The 22,106-nt window shown below is 62.9% G+C and carries 24 protein-coding genes and 1 pseudogene; 14 read left to right on the forward strand and 11 right to left on the reverse strand.

What is annotated here, in order from left to right:
• Positions 1–83: 83 nt before the first annotated feature.
• Positions 84–482: pseudogene (locus HYPGJ_RS14920) on the forward strand (dihydrofolate reductase); the annotation flags it as partial.
• Positions 483–580: 98 nt separating this feature from the next.
• On the opposite strand, the gene HYPGJ_RS14925 reads toward HYPGJ_RS14920, so the two are convergent.
• Complete coding sequence (locus HYPGJ_RS14925; protein WP_046847832.1) at positions 581–1,375, reverse strand: IS1 transposase; 795 nt, start codon at positions 1,373–1,375, stop codon at positions 581–583.
• A 148-nt stretch (positions 1,376–1,523) separates the two neighbouring features.
• The gene (locus HYPGJ_RS14930; protein ID WP_046847833.1) at positions 1,524–1,919 is read right to left on the reverse strand and encodes a hypothetical protein; all 396 of its coding nucleotides are present in this window, start codon (positions 1,917–1,919) and stop codon (positions 1,524–1,526) included.
• A 410-nt stretch (positions 1,920–2,329) separates the two neighbouring features.
• Here HYPGJ_RS14930 and HYPGJ_RS14935 point away from each other — a divergent pair, with 410 nt between their 5' ends.
• A complete protein-coding gene (locus tag HYPGJ_RS14935; RefSeq protein ID WP_083984145.1) occupies positions 2,330–3,616 on the forward strand; it encodes a Fic family protein in 1,287 nt (428 codons plus the stop codon).
• A 3-nt stretch (positions 3,617–3,619) separates the two neighbouring features.
• Here HYPGJ_RS14935 and HYPGJ_RS14940 read toward each other — a convergent pair whose 3' ends face one another.
• Positions 3,620–4,045 (reverse strand): helix-turn-helix domain-containing protein, encoded by a 426-nt coding sequence (locus tag HYPGJ_RS14940; RefSeq protein ID WP_046847834.1) that lies wholly within the window; start codon positions 4,043–4,045, stop codon positions 3,620–3,622.
• A gap of 66 nt (positions 4,046–4,111) precedes the next feature.
• Between HYPGJ_RS14940 and HYPGJ_RS14945 the strand changes: the two genes are divergently transcribed.
• From HYPGJ_RS14945 to HYPGJ_RS14990, 12 genes are all read left to right on the forward strand, one after another.
• The gene (locus HYPGJ_RS14945; protein WP_083984193.1) at positions 4,112–4,753 is read left to right on the forward strand and encodes a cation transporter; all 642 of its coding nucleotides are present in this window, start codon (positions 4,112–4,114) and stop codon (positions 4,751–4,753) included.
• A gap of 95 nt (positions 4,754–4,848) precedes the next feature.
• The gene (locus HYPGJ_RS14950; protein WP_046847836.1) at positions 4,849–5,409 is read left to right on the forward strand and encodes a Spy/CpxP family protein refolding chaperone; all 561 of its coding nucleotides are present in this window, start codon (positions 4,849–4,851) and stop codon (positions 5,407–5,409) included.
• Between the two features lie 24 nt (positions 5,410–5,433).
• Complete coding sequence (locus HYPGJ_RS14955) at positions 5,434–6,252, forward strand: pentapeptide repeat-containing protein (RefSeq protein ID WP_052750924.1); 819 nt, start codon at positions 5,434–5,436, stop codon at positions 6,250–6,252.
• 86 nt (positions 6,253–6,338) lie between these two features.
• Positions 6,339–6,719 (forward strand): hypothetical protein, encoded by a 381-nt coding sequence (locus HYPGJ_RS14960; protein ID WP_046847837.1) that lies wholly within the window; start codon positions 6,339–6,341, stop codon positions 6,717–6,719.
• Positions 6,720–6,822: 103 nt separating this feature from the next.
• The gene (locus HYPGJ_RS14965) at positions 6,823–7,218 is read left to right on the forward strand and encodes a FixH family protein (RefSeq protein WP_046848456.1); all 396 of its coding nucleotides are present in this window, start codon (positions 6,823–6,825) and stop codon (positions 7,216–7,218) included.
• Positions 7,215–8,687, forward strand: a complete 1,473-nt coding sequence (locus HYPGJ_RS14970) for an efflux RND transporter periplasmic adaptor subunit (RefSeq protein WP_046847838.1) — start codon at positions 7,215–7,217, stop codon at positions 8,685–8,687. Before HYPGJ_RS14965 ends, HYPGJ_RS14970 begins: the two co-directional genes overlap by 4 nt.
• Complete coding sequence (locus HYPGJ_RS14975) at positions 8,684–11,842, forward strand: CusA/CzcA family heavy metal efflux RND transporter (protein ID WP_046847839.1); 3,159 nt, start codon at positions 8,684–8,686, stop codon at positions 11,840–11,842. The genes HYPGJ_RS14970 and HYPGJ_RS14975 overlap by 4 nt, the downstream gene beginning before the upstream one ends.
• A gap of 123 nt (positions 11,843–11,965) precedes the next feature.
• Complete coding sequence (locus HYPGJ_RS14980; protein WP_046847840.1) at positions 11,966–12,304, forward strand: hypothetical protein; 339 nt, start codon at positions 11,966–11,968, stop codon at positions 12,302–12,304.
• 129 nt (positions 12,305–12,433) lie between these two features.
• On the forward strand, positions 12,434–12,667 hold the full coding sequence (locus HYPGJ_RS14985) for a hypothetical protein (RefSeq protein ID WP_046847841.1): 234 nt from the start codon (positions 12,434–12,436) through the stop codon (positions 12,665–12,667).
• Between the two features lie 178 nt (positions 12,668–12,845).
• The gene (locus tag HYPGJ_RS19505) at positions 12,846–13,061 is read left to right on the forward strand and encodes a GDCCVxC domain-containing (seleno)protein (protein WP_083984146.1); all 216 of its coding nucleotides are present in this window, start codon (positions 12,846–12,848) and stop codon (positions 13,059–13,061) included.
• 215 nt (positions 13,062–13,276) lie between these two features.
• Entirely contained in the window at positions 13,277–13,411 is a 135-nt protein-coding gene (locus HYPGJ_RS19555) for a hypothetical protein (protein WP_280136166.1), read from the forward strand.
• 91 nt (positions 13,412–13,502) lie between these two features.
• The gene (locus tag HYPGJ_RS14990) at positions 13,503–13,751 is read left to right on the forward strand and encodes a DUF2933 domain-containing protein (RefSeq protein WP_046847842.1); all 249 of its coding nucleotides are present in this window, start codon (positions 13,503–13,505) and stop codon (positions 13,749–13,751) included.
• On the opposite strand, the gene HYPGJ_RS14995 is transcribed toward HYPGJ_RS14990, so the two are convergent.
• The 8 genes from HYPGJ_RS14995 to arsC form a co-directional block, all read right to left on the reverse strand.
• Positions 13,741–15,579: a multicopper oxidase domain-containing protein gene (locus HYPGJ_RS14995; RefSeq protein ID WP_046847843.1), complete on the reverse strand. Its 1,839-nt coding sequence runs from the start codon at positions 15,577–15,579 to the stop codon at positions 13,741–13,743. The two genes, HYPGJ_RS14990 and HYPGJ_RS14995, sit on opposite strands and share 11 nt — an antisense overlap.
• Before the next feature lie 440 nt (positions 15,580–16,019).
• The gene (locus tag HYPGJ_RS15000) at positions 16,020–16,331 is read right to left on the reverse strand and encodes a copper-binding protein (RefSeq protein ID WP_052750925.1); all 312 of its coding nucleotides are present in this window, start codon (positions 16,329–16,331) and stop codon (positions 16,020–16,022) included.
• Between the two features lie 48 nt (positions 16,332–16,379).
• Positions 16,380–16,880, reverse strand: a complete 501-nt coding sequence (locus tag HYPGJ_RS15005) for a cupredoxin family protein (RefSeq protein WP_244466179.1) — start codon at positions 16,878–16,880, stop codon at positions 16,380–16,382.
• Between the two features lie 26 nt (positions 16,881–16,906).
• A complete protein-coding gene (locus HYPGJ_RS15010; protein ID WP_046847846.1) occupies positions 16,907–18,292 on the reverse strand; it encodes a copper oxidase in 1,386 nt (461 codons plus the stop codon).
• 15 nt (positions 18,293–18,307) lie between these two features.
• Entirely contained in the window at positions 18,308–19,627 is a 1,320-nt protein-coding gene (locus HYPGJ_RS15015) for a TolC family protein (protein WP_244466181.1), read from the reverse strand.
• 150 nt (positions 19,628–19,777) lie between these two features.
• A complete protein-coding gene (locus HYPGJ_RS15020) occupies positions 19,778–20,035 on the reverse strand; it encodes a hypothetical protein (RefSeq protein ID WP_143440541.1) in 258 nt (85 codons plus the stop codon).
• A gap of 918 nt (positions 20,036–20,953) precedes the next feature.
• Positions 20,954–21,691, reverse strand: a complete 738-nt coding sequence (gene arsH, locus HYPGJ_RS15030; RefSeq protein ID WP_046847850.1) for an arsenical resistance protein ArsH — start codon at positions 21,689–21,691, stop codon at positions 20,954–20,956.
• On the reverse strand, positions 21,691–22,104 hold the full coding sequence (gene arsC / locus HYPGJ_RS15035) for an arsenate reductase (glutaredoxin) (RefSeq protein WP_046847851.1): 414 nt from the start codon (positions 22,102–22,104) through the stop codon (positions 21,691–21,693). Before arsC ends, arsH begins: the two co-directional genes overlap by 1 nt.
• Positions 22,105–22,106 lie beyond the last annotated feature (2 nt).

The raw sequence follows: 22,106 nt of genomic DNA on the forward strand, positions 1-22,106 counted from the left end.
TTAATTTGCCGCTTTGTCGGGCTGGCCGATTCCTGGGCGTCCTTGCCCTGCGTTAGGATTGGCGATTAGCGGGGGAGAAGGTCTTGGGAAAAGTTCGTGTGGCGGGGTTTGCGGTGTCGATCGATGGCTATGGTGCGGGGCCCGCGCAGTCTCTCGATCACCCGTTGGGCATAGGTGGCCGGGACCTGCATCAGTGGTTCTACGAGACGCGCGCCTTTCGTTCGATGATCGGTAAAGAAGGAGGAACGGACGACCGCTTCGCCGATGACGCGATGTCGGGTTTTGGCGCGTTCATCCTTGGCCGCAACATGTTCGGTCCTGCCGGTGACAATTGGGGCGGCCCCGACTGGCGCGGTTGGTGGGGCGACAATCCTCCCTATCACGCGCCGACCTTTATCCTCACCCACCACGCGCGCGACCCCATAGTGATGGAGGGCGGGACGACGTTCCATTTCGTGACCGGGGGTATCGAGGGTAGTGTTCTAGTTTGAGGGTGGCCTGTCCGCCACTGTAACAGTTTGAGCGCAAACAAAAGGCCCGGTTCCGAAGCTCCGGGCCTGTCTTCCGAGCAGCCTTCGCACTATTCCAAGAACGCCAGCAATTCGCTCAGCGTCCAGACGTGGTCGGTGATGCCCGCCGCCATCGCCGGCGTGACGCGGAGGCTCCCGTGCACAACGCAGAAGTTATAGGCGAACATGTTGAGCGCCACCGCATACTGGTGATTCTCCATGGATTTTGAGAACGCCAAACTCTTGCGGAAGTACCGTCGGCACATATTCCTGAGCGTGCCGTTAAACCTCTCAACATGCGATGTGCCGACCAGCTCCCGGTCGGGGCTGCCGCTGATGACCTGGATCACCGCCGAGGGCCGGTTGGTGATGCGGTCGGTGAAGACCACCTTGCGCGCATAATCGATGTCCTTGCCGAAGGCCGCCTCCACCGCCGCCAAGTAGGCGTCGTGGCCGTCCGTGGAAAGCTGGATGCGGTTTCTCAGTCGGCCACGCAGGTCGTGCATGAAGTCGGTGCCGGTGGGAATGCCGCGGCAGCCCAGCTTCCAGCTGACCACCAGCTTGGTGTCTGGACAAAGGGCCACCCACAGCCACACGTCGCCGCCGTCCTGGCCACGTTGCGCGTATTTCAAGTTGTCCCGCTTGACGCGAAGGTAGGTCCACACCTCATCAGCCTCAATCCGCTTGCACGGGACATCACGGACGTGCTGGTCGAGGATCTTCATGGCCGCCACGCCTGCGCGCTTGAGCAGGGACAGGCAGGTGGTGGGGCTGGCGCCGCTGAGGCGGCCGCTGCTTCGGATACTGTTGCCTTCAATAAAGCATTGAAGGATGGAGAGTTGGCGGTAAGCCGGTAGAGAATTCACATCTGTAACTTCCGTTGGGTTATTTGTTGGGCACAAAAATACGCTCAAGCGCCGCTTGAGCGTCGGAGAATTCTGGGATATAGGGATGTGGTGATCCCAGCTAGGACCACATCGCATATACCCACTCGGTTCTCGAAAGCGGGTGGGTTTATTTTTTGATCATGAACAACCTCCTCACCTTTTTGATGTGGTGTTTCTTCTTCAGCGCACTCAGCTGGGAAGAAAGGGAGGAAGCTTTGACCGTCATTCCGTATTTGGGGAATTCCGCGATGATACCCTCTTGGGTGATACCCTCGGGATGCGCCTCGATGATGGTGTAGGCGACGCCTTTCTGGGTTTTCAGGTCGGGAACGAACTTGGTGCGCTCAGCGCGGCGATCGCTTTCGCCGGTGGACAGGTCGCCCTCGATCTTGTCGAAGTTGCTCAGCAATTGTTGGTATAAATCGTAATCCCGCTTGAGGGTGTCGTACTCGGCGAGGCGGGCCTTCAGGGTCTCGCAGTGCCGCGCGATGGCGGTGTAACTCAGGGAGCGTGGGTCTTTCATACGGGGGCAATATTTAGAGTATCGCCGAATCGCAGGCAATCAAAAATCGTTCGCGGCGCGTTTGGGTTGCTCTCGAATGAATCGCAGAAGGGGCGATTATCCATCTAATCATATAGTTCGATATGATGCGGAGGTGTCGCATACCTTCGGACTCTTTCCTTCGGAACTTATGAAGTGGAGCAATCCGCGAGTGATTTCCTATATTCGTTTTATTTCAAACCATTGATGAATTGCGCCACTAATTACGCCACCAATTCCGACAAATAGTGGCGCAATTAATTGATGGTTTGGACGGGGCCGGGTAAATTCCAATTTGAAGGAAAGTCCCGCATGTGAAGCGTTCCCCAGCCGTACAAGAACAAGCGGACCGAATCCGTAAAGCGTTCGGGGAGGATGGTACGGCGCTCTCGATGGGAAAACTCAGGGCCGCCCTCGGCCGCTACGACATTAAGCCCCGCACCTTGAGCCGCCGGCTGCAGGAGCTGGTGGATGGCGGGGAGATCCTGGTGGAAGGCATCACCAAGGGGGCCCGCTACCGGCTCAAGCCGAAGAATGCCGATCCCCGCCACATACCGTTATCGGCCGCAGGCGAAGGGATCGAACGCCTGCTGGCCATTCCGGCGGATCAGCGCCTTGCCGTCGGCTACAACAGGGACTTCCTCGACGCCTACGTTCCCAACACCACCTTCTATCTGTCGAAGGAGGACCGGCAGACGCTTGCAGAGATCGGCAAAAGCCCCGTCACCGGCGCCAAGCCCGCCGGCACCTACGCGCGAGACATCCTCAACCGCCTGCTGGTGGACCTGTCTTGGAACTCCAGCCGCCTTGAGGGCAACACCTACAGCTTGCTGGACACGCAGCGGCTCATCGCTTTCGGCCAGGCGGCGGAGGGCAAGTCACTGCAAGACGCGCAGATGATCCTCAACCACAAGAACGCCATCGAATTCCTGGTGACTTCAACCGAGCCGCAGAAATTCACGCGTTACACCATCCTCAATCTGCACGCGCTGCTGGCCGAGGGGCTGCTCGGCAATCCGCGCGCGGCGGGCACCATCCGTAACGTCCCGGTGAGCATCGCGGGCTCTGCCTACACCCCGCTGGCGGTGCCTGCCGCGATCGACGAGGTATTCAACGCGATCCTCGCCAAGGCCTCAGCCATCAAGGACCCGTTCGAGCAGTCGTTCTTCGTCATGGTGCACCTGCCGTACCTGCAGCCCTTCGAGGACGTGAACAAGCGGGTGTCGCGGCTTTCCGCCAACATCCCGTTCCTCAACCGCAACCTCTCTCCGTTGTCCTTCATCGAGGTGCCGGAGGAGGCCTACATCAAGGGGATGCTCGGGATCTACGAGTTCCACCGCGTGGAGCTGTTCCGCGACGTCTACATCTGGGCCTACCAGCGCTCGGCCAACCAGTACGCCGCCCTACGCCACACCATCAGCCAGCCCGATCCGGTTCGCCTGCGCTACCGCAGCCTGGTGCTCAACACCGTAGCCGACATCGTGCGCGGGCCGTTGCGGCAAGCGGAGGCCAGGAAGCTCATCGACCGGCGGTCGGAAGATGTGAAGGCCTCCGACCGCGCGCGCTTCATCGAGATGGTGGAGTCGGAGCTGCTGGCGCTCCACGAGGGCAACATCGCGCCATACAAGGTGCTGCCGTCAGAGTTCGCGGCATGGCGGAGGGCGTGGGCCAGAGGGTGATGGTCAATGCTCCGCGTGCAGGCAATGTTCGTGGTGGGAGAGGGTGTCGATGATCCGGCACTTGGCGATGCGGCCCTTGGCGCAGGCCTTGATCATGCTTTCCACCTCGACCTTCAGCGCGGTCAGGCGCTCGATGCGGCTGGTGATGCTGCGGAGATGCTCGCGCGCCAGCGCGTCGACTTTAGCGCAAGAGCGCTGTGGCTGTTCCGCGAGGTCCAGCAGTTCGCGGATGGCCTCAACCTCGAACCCCAGCTCCCGCGCGTGACGGATGAAGCGCAGGCGATCCACCGCCTTGGCGCCATAAAGGCGCCGGTTGCCTTCGCTGCGCGGCGGGGGCGGCAGGAGGCCGATGCCCTCATAGTAGCGGATGGTGGGCACTTTCACCCCGGTTTTGCGTGACAAATCGCCGATGGCCATGAGGTCGGTCATAAAGTTCTTGCTCCTCTAGTCGCTAGAGATTGTACGCTCGCGGTCATGGAAACAAAAGGCCCGAACATGACCGACACCTGCCAATCCTCCGCCTGCGGTTGCCACGGCAATCCGCGCTTCGACGGCATGGACCCGCGCTACAAGCGCGTGCTGTGGACGGTGATCGCCGCCAACGGCATCATGTTCCTGGTCGAGATGGCGGCAGGCCAGCTTGCGGCGTCGCAGGCCTTGCAAGCCGACGCACTCGACTTCCTCGGCGACACGCTCACCTACGGCATCAGCCTCGCGGTGATCGGCAAGTCCTTGCAGGTCCGCTCCGGTGCGGCGCTGGTCAAGGGTGTGAGCCTTTCACTGATGGGGCTGTGGGTGTTCGGCAGCACGCTCTACCACGTTCTCATCCTTGGGCTACCCCGCGCCGAGATCATGGGCGGCATCGCGGTGCTGGCGTTGGCGACCAATCTCGCGAGCGTGCTGCTTCTGCTGCGTTACAAGGACGGCGACGCCAACGTCCGGTCGGTGTGGCTGTGCTCGCGCAACGACGCGATCGGCAACGTGGCGGTGATGATCGCCGCGCTCGGCGTATGGGGCAGCGCCAGTGCGTGGCCCGACCTGGTGGTGGCGGGCATCATGGCCTGCGTCTTCCTCACCTCATCCACGCAGATCTTGCGGCAAGCCTGGATGGAGAGGGAGGAAGCGCGTCTGGCCTAGCGCGTGTCACAGCCTTGTAAGGTTTGAGCGACGTCAAGGCGTTTGGGAGGTGCACGGCGCAAATTCCCGCAAAACATAACCAGGGAGTTTCAATCATGGCAAAGGCAGTCAAGTTAACCACCCTCTCCATGGTGCTCGCGATGGGGCTGGCCCCCGTGGCGCTCGCCCAAAGTCCCCAATCCCAGGGCATGATGGGCTACGGCTGGGGCCAGGGCATGATGGGCCCGAACGGCATGATGGGCTGGGGAATGATGGGGCCCGGCGGATGGTCCAACCGCATGGGTCCGGGCATGATGGGTTACGGGTTGATGGGCCCCGGCATGATGATGGGCTACGGTGCGGTGATGGACGGCCAGCTCGCCTATGTGAAGGCCGAACTCGGAATCTCGGATACGCAGGCCCAGGCCTGGGATGACTATGTGAAAGCCCTCAAGGACCGCGCAACGACGATGCAGACCATGCACACGTCGATGATGCAGGGCATGCAAACCGGAACCGCACTTGATCGTATGCAGATCCACATCCAGGCGATGCAAGGCATGCTCGACAGCATGAAAGCCATCGTGCCGGCGACGGAAGCGCTCTACAAGACGTTGAACGACGACCAAAAGAAGAAAGCAGACCTGCTGCTGGGAACGGGCTGCTGCATGATGTGAAGCAATCCTTAGCAAGGCGGGCGGTTGGAGAAGGCAGACAAGTTCCAAAGGCTTGGCAGGAAGAACGCGCGAACCATCTGTGCGCTCATCGGGCTTGTCATCGCGCCAATTCAACTGACCGGCGCCGAGCTTCCGCTGCACCAAGTTGTCAAGGAACTGTTTGATGCCAGGCCGGACGCACCACCCGACTTTTCAGGAAAAGATTTGTCGCTGCTTGACCTGAGCGGCGTCGACTTCAAGCGCGCGAATCTCGCCGGCGCCAACCTGCTGGGTGACGATCTTTCCGGAGCGAACCTCGCGGGCGTCAAGCTGGCGGGTTCCAAGCTCGACCGCACGACGTTGGCGCGAGCGAATTTCAATGGGGCGGACCTTTCCCGCGCCACGCTCTTCGATGCGGTGGGATCGCTGACCTTCGAGGCGCCCGCCGCCAATGCGCCGACCTTCGTGGGCGCCAATCTGTCCGGCGCCCGCATCTTTGCCCGGCTGAGCCGCGCTGACTTCCGCAACGCCAACCTCGCGGGTGCCCGGCTCGGCACCGAGCGCAACCAATTCAAGATGCCGAAGCAGACCGACCTTTCCGGCGCGCTCTTCGGCGGCGCCAATCTGGAGGGCGCCGACCTCACCGGCGCCAACCTGATCTTCGCAAATATGGCCGCCGCAAATCTCAAGGGGGCCATCTTGACCCGAAGCGATTTGTCCAATGCGGATCTCAGCGGCGCGGAGCTCGCGGGAGCCGACTTTGCCGGCGCCAATATTTACGGGACAATTTTCAGGGGCGCCAAGGGACTGGCGGGGGCGAAAGGCCTCGACAATGCACTCAACCGCGACAAGGCCATTTTCTGAGAAGCCGGCATTACGCATTATTCATTGGTCAGTGTTGGGCCAGAGCTTATGTTGCGTCGCAGCTGAAGCTATGGCAGTTTGATTTGGTGAGGAATCGCTTTTTCCAGCGCTGGTTCGTGACGCTCGGCATGTTCGCCATGCTCGGGGCTCTCATTTCCATGCCTCTCACCGCGACCTACGCGCTGGCCATGGCGGGCACCCACGCCACAGTCTCCCACGGCATGACGATGGCCGATGCCAAGGGCGAGATGCCCTGCCAGAAGCCGATGAAGTCGTGCCCGGACTGCCCGCAGAAGGTCTGCCCGGAGATGGGCAGCTGCCTCGTGAAGTGCTTCCAGCCCTTGCCCGCCCCGATTTCCGAGGCGCGGCTTTCCCGTGACGTAATCGCCGAGCGCCTTGTGCCGTTGCCGGTCGCCGTCACCACCGGCTCCTTGATCCCTCCGCTCCTCCGACCTCCCAGCGTCTGAACCGCGCCCATCGGGCGTGACTGCGGCTGCGGCTGACGCCGTGGCTTCGCGCGCGTCGGCCAATGATGGCCCGCGCCGGTTCACGACAACAGGAGATACCATCATGAAAAGTTACTCATTGCGCGCGGCCGCCGTCGGCGTCGCGTTGCTCATGGCCATGGCCGGTTCGGCGATGGCTGACACCAAGGACTACGAGTTCCAGCTTCTCGACAAGGACGTGAAGGCCGGCGCTGCGGTCATCGCGGTGAAACTGGTCCACAAGCCCTCCGGGCGCGCCATCGCCGATGCGGTGATCTTCGCCAAGCGCATCGACATGGGCCCCGACGGCATGGAGATGATGACCGCGCCGATCGAAGCGGTCTCATCCACCGAGCCCGGCGTCTACAAGTTCAAGACCGACCTCGGCATGGCCGGGGATTGGGCCTTGACCCTGGGCGCCAAGGTGCAGGGCGAGACCGGCACGGTCGAGAACAAGCTCATCCTCAAGGCCGTGCAATGAGCCCGCTCAAGGCATTGGTTTCCGTCGCAGCGATTGTCGCTGCGGCGGGAGCCGGCTTGTGGGCCGGCCAGACTGGCCTGCTCAAGCTGCCGATGACCGCCGCGGCGATGACCGAGGCGCACCCCGCCGCCAGCGGGCCCGTCATCTATTACCGCGACCCGAACGGCAAGCCGTTCTACTCGCTGACGCCGCGCAACACCGACGGCGGCCAAGCCTATGTGGCCGTGCTCGCCAGCGAGGACGTGTCGCTCGAGCCCAAGCCCAAGACCGATGCAGTTGCCCAAGCGGCAGCGTCATCCGGCGACAAGAAGATCAAGTATTACCGCAACCCGATGGGCCTGCCGGACACCTCGCCGGTGCCGAAGAAAGACAGCATGGGGATGGATTACATCCCGGTCTACGAGGGCGAGGACAGCGACGACGGCTCCATCAAGGTCTCTCCGGGCAAGATCCAGCGCACCGGCGTCGAGACCGTAGCAGTCGGCCGCCACCAAATGACCCGCACCATCCAGGCGCCGGGGTCGGTCGCCATTGACGAGCGCCGCGTCGCGGTGGTGGCACCGAAGTTCGACGGATACGTCGTGAAAGTCAGCGACGTCACCACCGGCACGCACGTCAAGGAAGGCGATGTGCTGGCGACGGTGTTCGGCCAGGCCATCCTCGACCAGGCCGCGCGCCTGCTCATCGAGCAGAACTCCGGCTTCGTGCGCGGCGACGACGCATTCACGCCCCCCGGCCTCAAGGGTCCCGGTGGCGTGGTTGGTGCCAGCCGCCGGCTGGAAAACCTCGGCGTCACGCAGGAGTTCATCGACCAGGTCAAGCGCAACCGGCAGGTGCCTGACACCTTCACCATCCGCGCGCCCATCAGCGGCGACGTGCTCGAACGCAACTGGAGCGACGGCCAGGGCTTCAAGGCGGGCGACGTCGGCTTCCGCATTGCCGACCACAGTGTAGTGTGGGTGATGGCAGACGTGGCCGAAGGGGACATCGCCCTGGTCAAGCCCGGCCAGCGCGTAAACGTGATGATGCGCGCTTATCCCGGCCGCGTCTTCGCGGGCAAGGTCACGGTTGTTTATCCGCACCTGATGAAGGAAACGCGCACCGCCCAGGTCCGCATCGAGTTGCCCAATCCCGATATGGCGCTGCTGCCGGACATGTACGGCAACGTCGAGATCGCCACCGGCGGCAACGCAGACACGTTGGCTATTCCCGCGAGCGCGGTGATCGACAGCGGCAACCGGCAGGTGGTGCTGGTGGACCTGGGCAATGGCCGCTACGAACCGCGCGACGTGAAGCTCGGGCGAACGGGCGACGGTTTCCGCGAGGTGCTGAGCGGCCTCACGCAAGGCGACAAGGTGGTGGTCAATGGCAACTTCCTCATCGACGCTGAGAGCAACCTGCAATCCGCCCTGAAAGGCTTTGAGGCGGCTTCGCCCACCATGCCATCCAACACGGAGGCCAGCCAATGATCGGCCGCCTGATCGCCTGGTCGGCGAAGAACCTGATGCTGGTGTTCATCGCCACCGCCTTCGCGGTGGTGGCGGGGGTGTGGGCGGTGAAAACCTTGCCCCTCGACGCCATCCCCGACCTCTCCGACACCCAGGTTATCGTCTACACCGAGTTCCCCGGCCAGTCGCCGCAGGTGGTGGAGGACCAGGTCACCTATCCGCTGACCACCTCGATGCTCACCGTGCCGCGCTCCAAGGTGGTGCGCGGCTTCTCGTTCTTCGGCGTGTCCTTCGTCTACATCATCTTCGAAGACGGCACCGACATCTATTGGGCGCGCTCGCGCGTATTGGAATACTTGAGCGCCGCCGCCAAGCGCTTGCCGACCGGCGTGACGCCGACCCTCGGCCCCGACGCCAGCGGCGTGGGCTGGGTCTACCAATACGCCTTGCAGGCGCCCAACAAATCCCTCGCCGACCTGCGCTCCATGCAGGATTGGGACGTCCGCTTCGGGCTGTCTAAAGCCGAGGGCGTGGCGGAAGTCGCCAGCGTCGGCGGCTTCGTCAAGCAGTACAACGTCATCGTCGACCCGAGCCGCCTGCGCAGCCTCGACATCCCGCTGGACAAGATCCGCGACGTCATCCGGGGCAACAACATGGACGTCGGCGGCCGCACGCTGGAGCTGTCCGAGCACGAGTTCATGGTGCGCGGCCGCGGCTACCTCAAGGGCGTGGGCGACCTCGAGAACATCGTGGTCAAGGCCGACGGCGGCGCGCCGGTCCTCTTGAAAGACGTTGCGCGTGTGGAATTGGCCGGCGACGAACGGCGCGGCATCGCCGAACTCAACGGCGAAGGCGAAGTGGCCAGCGGCATCGCCCTGCAGCGCTCGGGCGCCAATGCGCTGACCGTCATCGACAACGTCAAGGACCGGCTGAAGGAGATCATGCCGTCGCTGCCGGCGGGCACGCAGATCCTGCCCGTCTACGACCGTTCGCAGCTCATCGAGCGCGCCATCGAAACCCTCAAGCACACGCTGTTTGAGGAAAGCGTGGTGGTGGCGCTGGTGTGCATCATCTTCCTGCTGCACTTCAGGAGCGCGCTGGTCGCCATCCTGATGCTGCCGGTCGGCATCCTGATGGCGTTCACTGCCATGAAGGCGCTCGGCCTCGGCTCCAACATCATGAGCCTCGGCGGCATCGCCATCGCCATCGGCGCGATGATCGACGCCGCCATCGTGATGATCGAGAACGCCCACAAGCACCTGGAGCGCGCACCCAAAGGCAAACCGCGCCTCCAGATCCTGGTGGACGCGGCGGCGGAGGTGGGTCCGGCGTTGTTCTTCTCGCTGTTGGTGATCACCGTGTCGTTCCTGCCGATCTTCACGCTGGAGTCGCAGGAAGGGCGGTTGTTCGGGCCGCTGGCCTTCACCAAGACCTTCGCCATGGCCTCGGCCGCGCTGCTGTCGGTGACGCTGGTGCCGGCGCTGATGGTGATTTTCGTGCGCGGGCGGATCATCCCCGAGGAGAAGAACCCCATCAACAAGGCGCTCATCGCCGTCTACCGACCGGTGATCAAGGGCGTGCTCAGGGCGAAGACGCTGACCATCGTGCTCGCGGCGCTGATCCTCGCGGTGTCCGTGTGGCCGGTGACCAAGGTCGGCAGCGAGTTCATGCCCAACCTCAACGAAGGCACGCTGCTGTTCATGCCGACCACGCTGCCGGGCATCTCGATCACCAAGTCGGCGGAGCTGCTGCAGACCCAGGACCGCATCATCAAGTCGTTCCCCGAGGTGGCGTCGGTCTATGGCAAGGCCGGGCGCGCACAGACCGCCACAGACCCGGCGCCGACCGAGATGTTCGAGACGGTGGTCAACCTCAAGCCCAAGGAGGACTGGCGCCCCGGCGTGACCGTCGACAGCCTGGTCGCCGAAATGGACAAGGCGCTGCAGTTCCCCGGGGTCTCCAACGCCTGGACCATGCCGATCAAGGCCCGCATCGACATGCTGTCCACCGGCATCCGGACGCCGGTGGGCATCAAGGTGATTGGTACCGACCTCACCGCCATGGATGGCGTCGCCCGCCAGGTCGAAACCGTCCTCAAAACCGTCCCAGGCACCTCCAGCGCCTATGCCGAACGGGTGATGGGCGGCTATTACCTCGAGATCGTCCCCAACCGCGAGCGTCTGGCGCGCTACGGCCTGATGGTCTCGGACGTGCAGGACGTCATCTCGATGGCGCTCGGCGCCGAGCCGATCACCACCACCGTCGAAGGCCGCGAACGGTATACGGTCGCCTTGCGCTATCCGCGTGATCTCCGCTCGGACCCGCAGGCCATCGCCAAGGACGTGGTGGTCTCCTTGCCCGGCGGCGGCACGGTGCCGTTGGGCGAGGTCGCCGACATCCGGCTGACCCAAGGCCCGACCACCATCCGCACCGAGAACGCCAAGCTCGCGACCTACGTCTACGTCGACATCCGCGACCGCGATTTGGGCGGCTACATCGCCGACGCCAAGAAGGCGGTGGAGGCGCAGGTGAAGCTGCCGCCGGGAACCTACCTCGTGTGGTCGGGTCAGTTCGAGTACCTGGAACGGGCGGAAGCGCGCCTGCAGATGGTCGTCCCGGTGACGCTGATGATCATCTTCCTGCTGCTCTACCTCAACTTCCAGCGCCTGACCGAGACCCTGATCGTCATGCTGTCGCTGCCGTTCGCGCTGGTGGGCGGCTTCTGGCTGATGTGGTGGCTGGGGTTCAACCTCTCGGTCGCGGTGGCGGTGGGCTTCATCGCGCTGGCCGGCGTTGCCGCCGAAACCGGCGTGGTGATGCTCATCTACCTCGACCACGCCTCGCGCGAGGTCCAGGCCGAGTGCCTGCTTGAAGGTCGGCCGTTCACGCGGGAGGACCTCTACCGGTCCATCATGGTCGGCGCGGTGGAGCGCGTCCGGCCGAAGATGATGACGGTGGTGGCTATCATGGCGGGTCTCTTGCCCATCATGTGGAGCACCGGCACCGGCTCCGAGGTGATGCAGCGCATCGCCGTGCCGATGATCGGCGGCATGGTCTCGTCCACGCTGCTGACGCTCATCGTCATCCCCGCCATCTACGGCTTGGTGAAAGGCTGGCGGCTTCCGGCCAAGGCGGCGGTCCGCACCCACCGGCTTGAAGCGGAGCACCGGCCATGATGGGCGGCGGCATGAACGGCATGATGTGGGCCATGGACATCCTGGGCCTGTTGCTCCTCGCGGCGCTGGTGCTCGGCATCGCCGCGTTGGGCAAATATCTCTTTGCGCGGAAGTGATGGGCATATGCAGATGATACGCACGCTGATCATCGTGGTGCTGGCGCTGGCCTCGGCTTTCGCGCCAGTCGCGGGCGCCGCCATGGCCAAACCCTGCACGATGGCCACCGAGATGCGCGCGGGCAGCCCGACTGAATGCCCGTGCCACAGCGCGATGAAGGATTGCGCCTCGCTGCCGCAATGCCGGACTTCCGCCGGTTGCGCCAGCCAGTGCTTCACGGCTGGCGCTTGGCTGCCGACGGAGAGCGCCTTCACAGGCTCGGCGGTATCCCGTGAGCGGAGCATCTACGAGGCCCGTTTCACGTCGCTGATGCTTAAGCCGCCCGCCCCGCCCCCACGAGGATAGCCGCGCGTCGCACCACAGGTGCCGCGCGCTCGGGACACGTTTCAGAACCGGACGGCCTGCACGTTGCGACTCTGCGGAGCACCCGGCGGAGCCGTCATCCAAAACCTTCAATTCAAAGGACTACCAACCATGAAGATCCTCTCGAAAGCCGCCGTCGCGGCCGTTGCCCTAGTTGCCAGTTCGCTAGCCAGCCAGGCGAACGCGGAGACCACCGTGCGCTTCATGCCCAAGGGCGGCGTTCCGTACACCTACACGGTGCGACCGGAACAGCAGAAGGTCGCCGCGCGGCCGGTGCACTACCGGCATGTCGCCAAGGGCTACGTCAATGTGAAGACGGCCAACAAGGCGGACGTCGCGCACTAACGCGAGCTCAGGTGCGTCGGTCGGTGTCCGGCCGGCGCATTTGCTCTGGGCGAGCGAGGAATGAACGGGGGGGAGCTCGGCTTCTGCTACAGGCCTAGCGGATGCAAGTTGGAGCCTATTTAATACATCACCCACCGGGATCTGGATGAGAATGCGCCGTGAACTAGGAGTAACCGCCATGATCAAGCTTCAATCGACGGTCACATGCCCCGAGTGCGGTCATCAATCGGCGCAGACCATGCCCGAGGACGCCTGCCAATACATTTACGTTTGCGAACGCTGCGGCGTGCAGCTCAAGCCCAAAAAAGGGGATTGCTGCGTTTATTGCTCGTATGGCGACGTACCATGTCCTCCCGTGCAGCAAGAACGGACCAGTTCCATGAGCAAGGAATGAGCGGAAGCCGAGGCACTTTGCGGGGCAATCCCCGCGACGCGGCAACCACCATCTCCATCCGCTTGCGATCGTCAACTGATTTTGCTTCCTGGGCCCTCGGCGGGCCGCGCTAGATCGCGACGTTGAATTCAACCCGCTACAGCGCTAAACAGCTCACCTTCAAATTAGATCACTAGCGACACTGCGCGGGTTTATCCCCACGTTCGAGCGCCGGCATGCCGGTCGCGGCAGGCGGCCTCTACCCCTTCTTCGGCGTGCTGCTGTCTCCGATCATCGCGGCGGCGGCGACGGCGTTGTCCTCGGTAAGCGTGGCAGGCAACGGCCTGCGGCTCAACCGGAGACGGCTTTGAGGCGAAAGGGAGCATGCTTGACCGGGGACAATGTCCACCGGCATCCGCCCCGGCGTACTAGGTTGGACGGCGCTTGCAGGAGAAGAGGCCAATGAACCACCGCGAACCGGCGCCCTTCCAAGGCAACCACCTCGTGATCTTGCTCACCGTTCTGGCTGCGGTGGCCTTGGCCGTTCTTTGGCCCGCGCACGGCGGCCATTTCCTGAACCTGCTACCGATCTTCCTTGTCTTGATGTGCCCGCTGATGCACCTCTTCATGCATCACGGGCACCGGCATCATAAGGATGAGGCCAGGCCCAATAAGGCAACGGACGACATGGACGGCAAGGCTAAGCGCTGACGTCGATCACCACCATCAGTCCACCGCCGCCGTTGGTCTCCGTGTTGTTGTTGGTGGTGTGGTGGCCGATGTGGCAGTGGATCAGCCACTTGCCAGGATTGCGCGCGGTCCAGATCACATCGTAGCGCTGTCCGGGCCCGAGGTTGACCGTGTCCGCCAGGTACCGTGCGGAGGCCGGGAGCGTCTCGCCGTCCCGCGCCACCACCAGAAACGGTCCGCCATGGATGTGCATGGGATGGATGAAGCCGTTGCTTGATCCGATGAAGCGCACCTTGAGTGTTTCCCCGACGCGCATGTGGATCGTCTCGGTTGAGGGATAGGAGCGGCCGTTGATCGTGAAGTAGTTGGGCTGCGCGCCATCCATTGGCATGGCAGGATAGGTCAGGCCCTCGCGCATAAGCCACTCCTGCACCTGAAGCGTATACTCGTGCGTCGCGTCGAGACTGGGATCGGGCGTCTGCGGATCGATGATGAAGGCGCCGTAGAGGCCAAGCGCCTGCTGCCGATCAACGTGGTCGTGGGAATGGTAGAAAAACGTGCCGGCCTGCCCGGCGCGGAACTCGTAATGGTAGACCCCGCCCTTTTCAATGGGGTCTTGCGTGACCTTGGCGGGTCCGTCCATGGCATTGGGCAGGATTAGCCCATGCCAATGCACGCTCGTAGTCGTGGGCAAATGGTTGGTGACATTGATGCGGACCACGTCTCCCTGCCGCACGCGCAAAGTCGGCCCCGGCACCTGGCCGTTGAACGCATAGGCGTCGACCGCCACGCGCGGCAGGATCTGCCATTGGATCACCGCGGCATCGAGGTCGAATACCTTGACCCCATTTTCGAGGCGGGGCTGAATCTCGCGCGCACCGTTGACATCCATGCCGAACTTGGCTGTGACCAGCCTCGGGTCGATTGCCGCCATGTCGCGCATGGTGTCGGCTGAAGTATCCCGGTCCATAATCATACCCCGAGGCATGATGAGGTCTCCGACTTCGCGCGCGCTCAGCGACAGGTTGATCCAATTGGCCGGGGCGACGAGGCCTATCAGCAAAGCCACAAGCGACACGCCTGCCCACGCTGCCGTCTGCGGTGACGTGGCATCGCTTTCCATGTGATGATGTTCGCCTCCCGCCGCATCACCGTGCCGAGGTCCGTGACCGCCATGTTGCTGAGTGCGCACGGTCATGAGACCGTGCTTGAGGCGGAACGCTACCATCCAGATATTCGCCGGGTAGGCCACCGCGAAGCCCACAGTGACCCCAAGGGACATCACGCCCCAGAACAGCAGCTCCGTGGGATCCATCGCCCGCATGTCCCGCCCCATCATGAGGAAGCTCATCACGGGAGCCATGCCGGCCATCATGAAGTTCATGCTGATGAATTCGGGAAGGAAGCTGCGTTTCAGGTTTTCGAGATAGGTGCCGCCCATCATGCTCATCATGAAAAGCGACTGGAAGATGAAGAGCCCGAAAGCGAATCCCGCAAGATACTCGATGATGAGGTCGAGCCACATGGGCAAGCCGAGGGTGGCAGTCACCACGGCGGCAAGGATGATGCCCGTGGCGTCCCCGGCGACGCAGTGGATCGCAGAGCCGATACCCTGCTTCCACAATGGCCGCGTGAACTCCTCATGGGTTCCGGGCTGAGGTTCCTTGTCGGCGATCACGTAGAGCAGAAGCCCCAGCGGTCCCATGTACAGCGTGACGAGCACGAAGCCCCATTTCATGACCGCCGGTTCGGGATTGCCACGGAACTGGTCGAGGGCGACGTAGAGGGCGGACAGACCGGCGAGGAACAACCAGCCAGCCACGAAATAATCGATCGGTTGGACAAACATGGGTTTCCCGTGTGCTGTGAAGCTTGCAGATGGCGCTTACAACCCGGCAAAGTGGTTTGAACAGAATTCACCGTTGATGTTTGCGGTGATCCGGCCCCCAATTGCCGTCGTGCCTCTTCCTATCGTGCGGGCTCACCGCCGGTTCACCGGTTTTTCGCGTGTAACATACCGCGAAGCGTCCCTCATTGTTGTGGCAGTGACGGTATGCCCGCGTATCGACGCGTTGAAAGGCTGCTTCGCCCGGCATGTTACCTCGAGGCAGCGGCATAGCCGCCGCGCCGTTGGAAGCCACGTTCAGCATAGCAAGCATCAGGCCTGTGCCACGCGCCATTGTTCTAGTTTTGCAAGTCATCGTTTAGTCCTCGCCAAGGAAACGGCGTCTAAGAAAATTGTACGATTAGCGGACGGCCTACGGGGGACGGAGGCCGCCCGCCGCGCGGTCACTTGGCCTTTTCGACTTTCATGACCGTGATCTGCCCGTTGACCTTGTCAGCGCTGAACTTGATCTTCTCGCCGGGCTTCACATCCTTCAGCATCGCGGGGTCGCTGGCTTTGAACACCATCGTCATCGCACCCATGTCGAGATTGGTGATGGCGTCGTGCTTGATGGTCATCTTGCCGGCGGACTCGTCCACCTTCTTCACTTCGCCATTGATCATCGGCAGTGAGTTGGCGTCCTCGGCGATGGCCAATGGGCTGAGCGACATCAGCGCCAGGGCAGCGGCAAGCAGGCTGGTAGTGGGTCGTTTCATAGTTACAAACTCCTCATGCTGTTTGGTGGTGGTGGGATTGGGGCCGCGTCATTTGACGAGGACCTTCCCGTGCATCCCGGCCTCGTAGTGGCCGGGGATCAGGCAGGCGAATTCGAACTCGCCGGATTTTGTGAACCGCCAGAGGATTTCCTTCTGCTTCCCCGGTTCGACGGTTTGGGCATTTGGATCGTCGTGCTCCATCTCGGGGTTCTTCTGCATCTCGACCCGATGGCTGGCGTTCTGGGCCACCGACGCGAGGTGGAACTCGTGCTTGAGCGCTCCCGCATTGTGGATGATGAACTTGATCTGCTCACCGCGCTTCACGTCGATTTCAGCCGGGGAATAAATCATCGCCCCGTCCTTCTCCGACATGGTGACCTCCAGCACGCGGAATGGCCGCTTGGCATCGCCGGGCTCACCGGCGGCGAAATCGTCATCATCCTCGCCTTCATGCGCGATGGCGCTTGGCGCCACCGAGGGCAGAACGCCGAGATGCGTGACGGCGCCGAGTACGGCCATTGCCGCGAGGACCTGGTACTTACGAAGCATGGACATCTTTTCTCCCTGTTGTTGACTCAGTGGTTCATCGGACCCGTGGGCTTCACCACATGCATCTCGACGTCATTCGGATTGTTCTTGATGGGGGGCGCCTCTGCCGCGCTTGCGAGCTCGCCCTTCCATTCCCGGGCCACCGTACCCTCGGGGTGCTTAAACCAGCCGGGGTCCTTGTAATCGTTGCGGTCGAGCCCCTCTCGAACCTTCAGCACGGTGAACATGCCGCCCATCTCGATCGGTCCGTACTGGCCGTAGCCTGTCATCATGGGCAGCGTGTTGTCGGGAAGCGGCATCTCCATTTCGGCCATGTCGGCGCCGCCCGCCTGGCCCATCGGCATGTAACCGTCCGGAATGACTTTCGAGATCTTCTGCTGCATGCTTTTGAGATCGACCCCGACGTAGGTCTTCACGTCATGGCCCATGGCATTCATGGTGTGATGCGACTTGTGGCAGTGGAACGCCCAATCGCCGGGATGCGCCGCGATGAACTCCACAGCGCGCATCTGTCCCACCGCGCAATCAACCGTCACTTCCGGCCAGCGCGCCTCAGGTCGCGTCCAGCCGCCGTCGGTGCACGTCACCTCGAACTCGTGACCGTGCAGGTGAATCGGGTGGTTGGTCATGGTGAGGTTGCCGAAGCGGATGCGGACCTTGTCGTCCTTGCCCACCACCATGTGGTCGATGCCGGGGAACGCGCGGCTGTTGAAGGTCCACAAGTTGAAATCGAGCATGGTGTTGACCTTGGGCACATACGAACCAGGCTCGATGTCATACGCGTTGAGGAGAAATACGAAGTCGCGGTCGACGCGGTGCAAGGACGGATCCTTGGGATGCACGACGAAGAACCCCATCATGCCCATGGCCATCTGCAGCATCTCGTCTGCGTGCGGGTGGTACATGAACGTGCCAGAGCGCCGGATCTCAAACTCGTAGACGAAGGTTTGGCCGGGTTTGATCTGCGGCTGCGTGAGCCCGCCAACGCCGTCCATCCCGTTGGGCACCGGCATGCCGTGCCAATGGATGGTGGTGTGTTCCGGCAGCTTGTTGGTGACGAAGATCCGGACCTTGTCGCCCTCAACCGTTTCGATGGTGGGCCCCGGCGATTGCCCGTTGTAACCCCAAAGATGCGCCTTCATTCCCGGCGCAATTTCCCTCACCACCGGTTCCGCCACCAAGTGGAATTCCTTCCAGTCCCCGTTCCGCCGCCAGGGCAGCGTCCAGCCGTTGAGTGTGACGACGGGCTGATAATCCTGCCCGCTTGAGGGATACAGCGGCGGCTGCATGAGCGGCGATGCCTGGGTCGGCGCTTCTGGAATCGCCGCCGCGGCGACGCGGCCGGTGACCTGGCTGACGCCCGCGAGCGCGAACCCGGATGCGGCGATGAAATTGCGGCGCGTGACTGTCATGCGCGGTGGTCCTTCCTAGTCGTTTTGTGCGCTGGCTTGTTGGCTCGGGGTCGGTCCGCCGCCCGCGTCTCCGCCACCGATGATCGCGGCCTGCATCTCGACATCCGCGAGCCAGAAATCGCGCTTGGCGTTGATGGCCTGGATGTTGGCGGAGATCCGGTCGCGGGCGTCGGTCAGCAGGCCGAACAGGTCGGAAAGCATACCGTTGTAATTGAGGAGGGTTTGCTCCGAGATCGTCTCCCTCAGCGGCAGGATGGTCTTCTCGTAATAGCGGGCGATGTCGTAGGAGCCGCGATAGGCCTGGTACGCTTGCCGGGCATCCGCACGGACATTGACAGCCTTGTCCACCAGTGCATTCACCGCGTGGAGATAGGTTTCCTCGGCACGCCTCGTCTTGACCTCCCCGAAATCGTAGATCGGGACCTGGAAACTCAATTCGTAGCCGCTGCGCGGCGTCCGCTCGCCCGGCTTGATCTCGTTGCGGTCGACGCCGCTCGCCTCGAGCACGTCGATGAAGCGCGTCGCGTGGGTGAGGCCGTAGTCCTTGGCCAGCGCGGCCAGCTCCATCCGCATCTGTTGGAGGTCGATGCGTGCGCCGACCGCCTCGGTCTCCACGTCCCGGGCGATGCGAGGCTTGGGCGGCAGGGCCGGAAGTTTCTCAGGCAGGCGATAGGAGAGCTGATCGCCCCACAAGCCGAGCGCGCGGTTGAGGTCCTCGCGGGCTTTCCGCTGATTGAGCCGCGCCGTGGCAAGCTCACCGTTTACCTCGGCGTAGAAGGCATGTTCTCGCGCCTGATCGAGTTTGGGCAATGCGCCGGTCTCACCTAGCTTCTTCGCCAGCTCGGATACAGCATCGGCCGCCGCGCGCGACTGCTCGAGGAATTTAACAGTCTCGGCCGCCGCCACAGCACGGTAGTACGCGCGGCGGCCTTCGGCGGCCGCACCGAACGTCGCGGCAATGGCGCGCGCTTGGGCGACCTTGAACTTATCCGCGGCAATCTCGCGCCGCCGCGGCAACGTCAGGAGCGCCAGGATGTTCTGCGTCACCTGGCGTTCGATCTCGAGTTCGGCGCCGGTCAGATGCACGAGGGAGAACGTCGGCGCCGGTGGCAAGCTGGCCTCAATCATATCGGTCTCGGCGACGCCTAGGTCGTTGTAGGCCGCCTGCAAGGCGCGGTTGTTAAGCAATGCGACCTTGACGGCGGCCGCCGGCGTCAGCGGCGCGGAAAGGATTGCGCTGACGCGCGCCCGCGCCGCGGCGGCATCCGCATCGTTCCTGATTTTCATTGCAGGCGCGCCAAGCACGCTTCCAGTCTGGTCCGCGACGAGAGCCATCCCGCCATCCTTTGAAAATTGGGCGCAGCCGCCGAGCCCCAGCCCGGCTGTTGCGATTGCCAAGGCGGCGCCGGCGCCCCCGCGCCAAACGAACCGCCGCACCTTCCCCCCGTGCATGTCGTTCCTCTCTTCATTCCGAAATTGACGGTTTCAGTGGGCGCGTTGACCCTGCGGATCGTCCTGGCCTTGCGGTTGCTTCGGCGCGACCTGGCGGTTGACGTCCCCCCACGGCAACGGCTCGACCGGCTCGTAACCTTTCGCGCCCGCGTTCACCGGCGTGTAAGATTGGCCGCGAACTGCAACGGGCTGGTCAGGCATCGGACCCGCGACGGGCCAAGGCAGACCGGCATCGCCCCAACCGGCAAGCGCCGGAAGCAGCAACGCCATGGCGAATGCGCGCATAAACATGCGTGACCTCTTGCAACGAGGTTGAACGGCTGCCGACGAGCGCATGGCAAAGTGCCACGGGGCGCGTCGACATGAAATGTCATTGGAAAAATGCGGCGCCCCCGATCAGGGTTTTCCGCGCATAGGCCGAGAACCGGCCGCGCCCATCCGGACGCAATTAGGCTCTGGGAGGTCTCTCAAGACCGAATTTGCGGTCCAGGGCGCGCAAACTCATGTCGCGGGGAACACCGACGCGTGTGACCAACGGCGCATGCAACAAAACTTGCCCGTCCTGGCTCATCGCAGATGATGAAGGCCCGCAAGGTGCACAATGGGAAGGTCCATCGCAACAGCACTCGCCATTGCAATGGCCGCTCGGCAAGACGCTCGAATTTTCGAACTGGGCATCAGTTGTGACGATGCTCTGATCCGTGTCAGCAGTTGCAACCTGGACCTGGGGCGTCGCCCGCTCATCTTGGCCGCCGTGCGCACTCGCCGCCGCAGGCACGCCGAACAGCGCGAGTGCAAACAATGCGAGGATTTGAAACCAGGTGCGCAAAGCGAATCGATCCAAACGTGCAGCCTATTTGCCGCGAAATCCGCTGTGTTCTCAAGTTTAAAGACGGGAAAAGGTTCCCGTCCACGACTTCATGTTGTTGCAATGCAACTCGTTTGTCCAGTTACGAATCTTTAGTAAGTCGGCCAACGGACCTGCACTTGCCCGTGCCACAGTTGAAGTCCGCTTCCTTCCGCCGAACACGGTCGAGAACGGCGCACCGGTTAAAGCGGCGTGACTTCAGCCTTCACGGCTCAGCCGGAGAATCGGAAAGTGGCATGCGCAGGTGCATGACCGGCTGGTCGCAATGGCGCCGTTCCTGTCAAGACGGACGTCGCCCACGAATGGGTTAGGTGAATCGTCGGGTCTCCGGGCGGAGCACTTTATTCGCTTCGCCCATCCACGGCGGAGGGCAGGTTCACCCGGCGAGTCAGCTCCTCCGCGCTTTCCTTCCGCTCGCTGTAACGGTCGACGAGGTAGTCCGCCCGGTCGCGGGTGAGCAGGGTGAACTTCACCAGTTCCTCCATCACGTCCACCACGCGGTCGTAGTAGGCGGACGGCTTCATGCGGCCGTTCTCATCGAATTCGTTGAAGGCCTTGGCCACCGAGGACTGGTTGGGGATGGTGATCATTCGCATCCAGCGGCCGAGCACGCGCATCTGGTTCACGGCGTTGAAGGACTGCGAGCCACCGCTGACCTGCATCACCGCCAACGTCTTGCCCTGCGTTGGCCGGACGGCGCCGGTGGACAAGGGAATCCAGTCGATCTGAGACTTCATCACGCCGCTCATCGCGCCGTGGCGCTCGGGCGAGCACCACACCTGGCCCTCGGACCACGCGGCTAGCTCTCGCAACTCTTGCACCTTGCGGTGCGTCTCCGGCGCGTCGTCCGGCAGTGGCAGGCCGTGGGCATGGTAGATCTTGGTCTCGGCGCCGAAGTGCTCGAGCAGCCGCGCGGCTTCCATGGCGAGGAAGCGGCTGTAGGATCGCGCGCGCAACGAACCGTAAAGCAGCAGGATGCGAGGCTTATGGGTGTCGGCCGCCGCAAGCTTGTCCTTGGCGGGCATGTGCAGATGTTCGTGGGCGACATTGTGAAGGTCGCTGGCGCCGTTCTTGCTCATCAGGCGGTCTTCCTCGCCGGCACCACTTCGCCGTCCTCCTTGGTGAAGGTACCGATGTCGGCGTTCGGCAGAATGTCGATCACGACCTCTGATGGCCGGCACAGCTTCACACCGCGCGGCGTCACCACGATCGGTCGGTTGATGAGGATGGGATGCTCCATCATGAAATCAACCAGTTGGTCATCGGTCCACTTTTGATTTCCGAGGTCGAGTTCGGCGTAGGGCGCGCCCTTCTTGCGCAGAAGTTCGCGCGGACCAATGCCCATGAGCTTCATCAGATCCACGAGCGTTGCGCGCGTGGGCGGCGTCTTCAGGTACTCAATGACTTCCGGCTCCTCGCCGCTTTGGCGGATCATCGCCAGCGTGTTCCGCGACGTGCCGCAGGCGGGGTTGTGGTAGATGGTGATGATCATCT

The organism is Hyphomicrobium sp. GJ21 (assembly GCF_001006785.1).
GTDB lineage: Bacteria > Pseudomonadota > Alphaproteobacteria > Rhizobiales > Hyphomicrobiaceae > Hyphomicrobium_B.

What these genes read in the sequence shown, in the direction of transcription:
- HYPGJ_RS14930 (WP_046847833.1), bottom strand. Translation starts at nt 1,919, where the DNA reads ATGAAAGACCCACGCTCCCTGAGTTACACCGCCATCGCGCGGCACTGC.
- HYPGJ_RS14935 (WP_083984145.1), top strand. Translation starts at nt 2,330, where the DNA reads ATGGGAAAACTCAGGGCCGCCCTCGGCCGCTACGACATTAAGCCCCGC.
- HYPGJ_RS14940 (WP_046847834.1), bottom strand. Translation starts at nt 4,045, where the DNA reads ATGACCGACCTCATGGCCATCGGCGATTTGTCACGCAAAACCGGGGTG.
- HYPGJ_RS14945 (WP_083984193.1), top strand. Translation starts at nt 4,112, where the DNA reads ATGACCGACACCTGCCAATCCTCCGCCTGCGGTTGCCACGGCAATCCG.
- HYPGJ_RS14950 (WP_046847836.1), top strand. Translation starts at nt 4,849, where the DNA reads ATGGCAAAGGCAGTCAAGTTAACCACCCTCTCCATGGTGCTCGCGATG.
- HYPGJ_RS14965 (WP_046848456.1), top strand. Translation starts at nt 6,823, where the DNA reads ATGAAAAGTTACTCATTGCGCGCGGCCGCCGTCGGCGTCGCGTTGCTC.
- HYPGJ_RS14970 (WP_046847838.1), top strand. Translation starts at nt 7,215, where the DNA reads ATGAGCCCGCTCAAGGCATTGGTTTCCGTCGCAGCGATTGTCGCTGCG.
- HYPGJ_RS14975 (WP_046847839.1), top strand. Translation starts at nt 8,684, where the DNA reads ATGATCGGCCGCCTGATCGCCTGGTCGGCGAAGAACCTGATGCTGGTG.
- HYPGJ_RS14980 (WP_046847840.1), top strand. Translation starts at nt 11,966, where the DNA reads ATGCAGATGATACGCACGCTGATCATCGTGGTGCTGGCGCTGGCCTCG.
- HYPGJ_RS14985 (WP_046847841.1), top strand. Translation starts at nt 12,434, where the DNA reads ATGAAGATCCTCTCGAAAGCCGCCGTCGCGGCCGTTGCCCTAGTTGCC.
- HYPGJ_RS19505 (WP_083984146.1), top strand. Translation starts at nt 12,846, where the DNA reads ATGATCAAGCTTCAATCGACGGTCACATGCCCCGAGTGCGGTCATCAA.
- HYPGJ_RS19555 (WP_280136166.1), top strand. Translation starts at nt 13,277, where the DNA reads ATGCCGGTCGCGGCAGGCGGCCTCTACCCCTTCTTCGGCGTGCTGCTG.
- HYPGJ_RS14990 (WP_046847842.1), top strand. Translation starts at nt 13,503, where the DNA reads ATGAACCACCGCGAACCGGCGCCCTTCCAAGGCAACCACCTCGTGATC.
- HYPGJ_RS14995 (WP_046847843.1), bottom strand. Translation starts at nt 15,579, where the DNA reads ATGTTTGTCCAACCGATCGATTATTTCGTGGCTGGCTGGTTGTTCCTC.
- HYPGJ_RS15000 (WP_052750925.1), bottom strand. Translation starts at nt 16,331, where the DNA reads ATGAAACGACCCACTACCAGCCTGCTTGCCGCTGCCCTGGCGCTGATG.
- HYPGJ_RS15005 (WP_244466179.1), bottom strand. Translation starts at nt 16,880, where the DNA reads ATGCTTCGTAAGTACCAGGTCCTCGCGGCAATGGCCGTACTCGGCGCC.
- HYPGJ_RS15010 (WP_046847846.1), bottom strand. Translation starts at nt 18,292, where the DNA reads ATGACAGTCACGCGCCGCAATTTCATCGCCGCATCCGGGTTCGCGCTC.
- HYPGJ_RS15015 (WP_244466181.1), bottom strand. Translation starts at nt 19,627, where the DNA reads ATGGCTCTCGTCGCGGACCAGACTGGAAGCGTGCTTGGCGCGCCTGCA.
- HYPGJ_RS15020 (WP_143440541.1), bottom strand. Translation starts at nt 20,035, where the DNA reads ATGTTTATGCGCGCATTCGCCATGGCGTTGCTGCTTCCGGCGCTTGCC.
- arsH (WP_046847850.1), bottom strand. Translation starts at nt 21,691, where the DNA reads ATGAGCAAGAACGGCGCCAGCGACCTTCACAATGTCGCCCACGAACAT.
- arsC (WP_046847851.1), bottom strand. Translation starts at nt 22,104, where the DNA reads ATGATCATCACCATCTACCACAACCCCGCCTGCGGCACGTCGCGGAAC.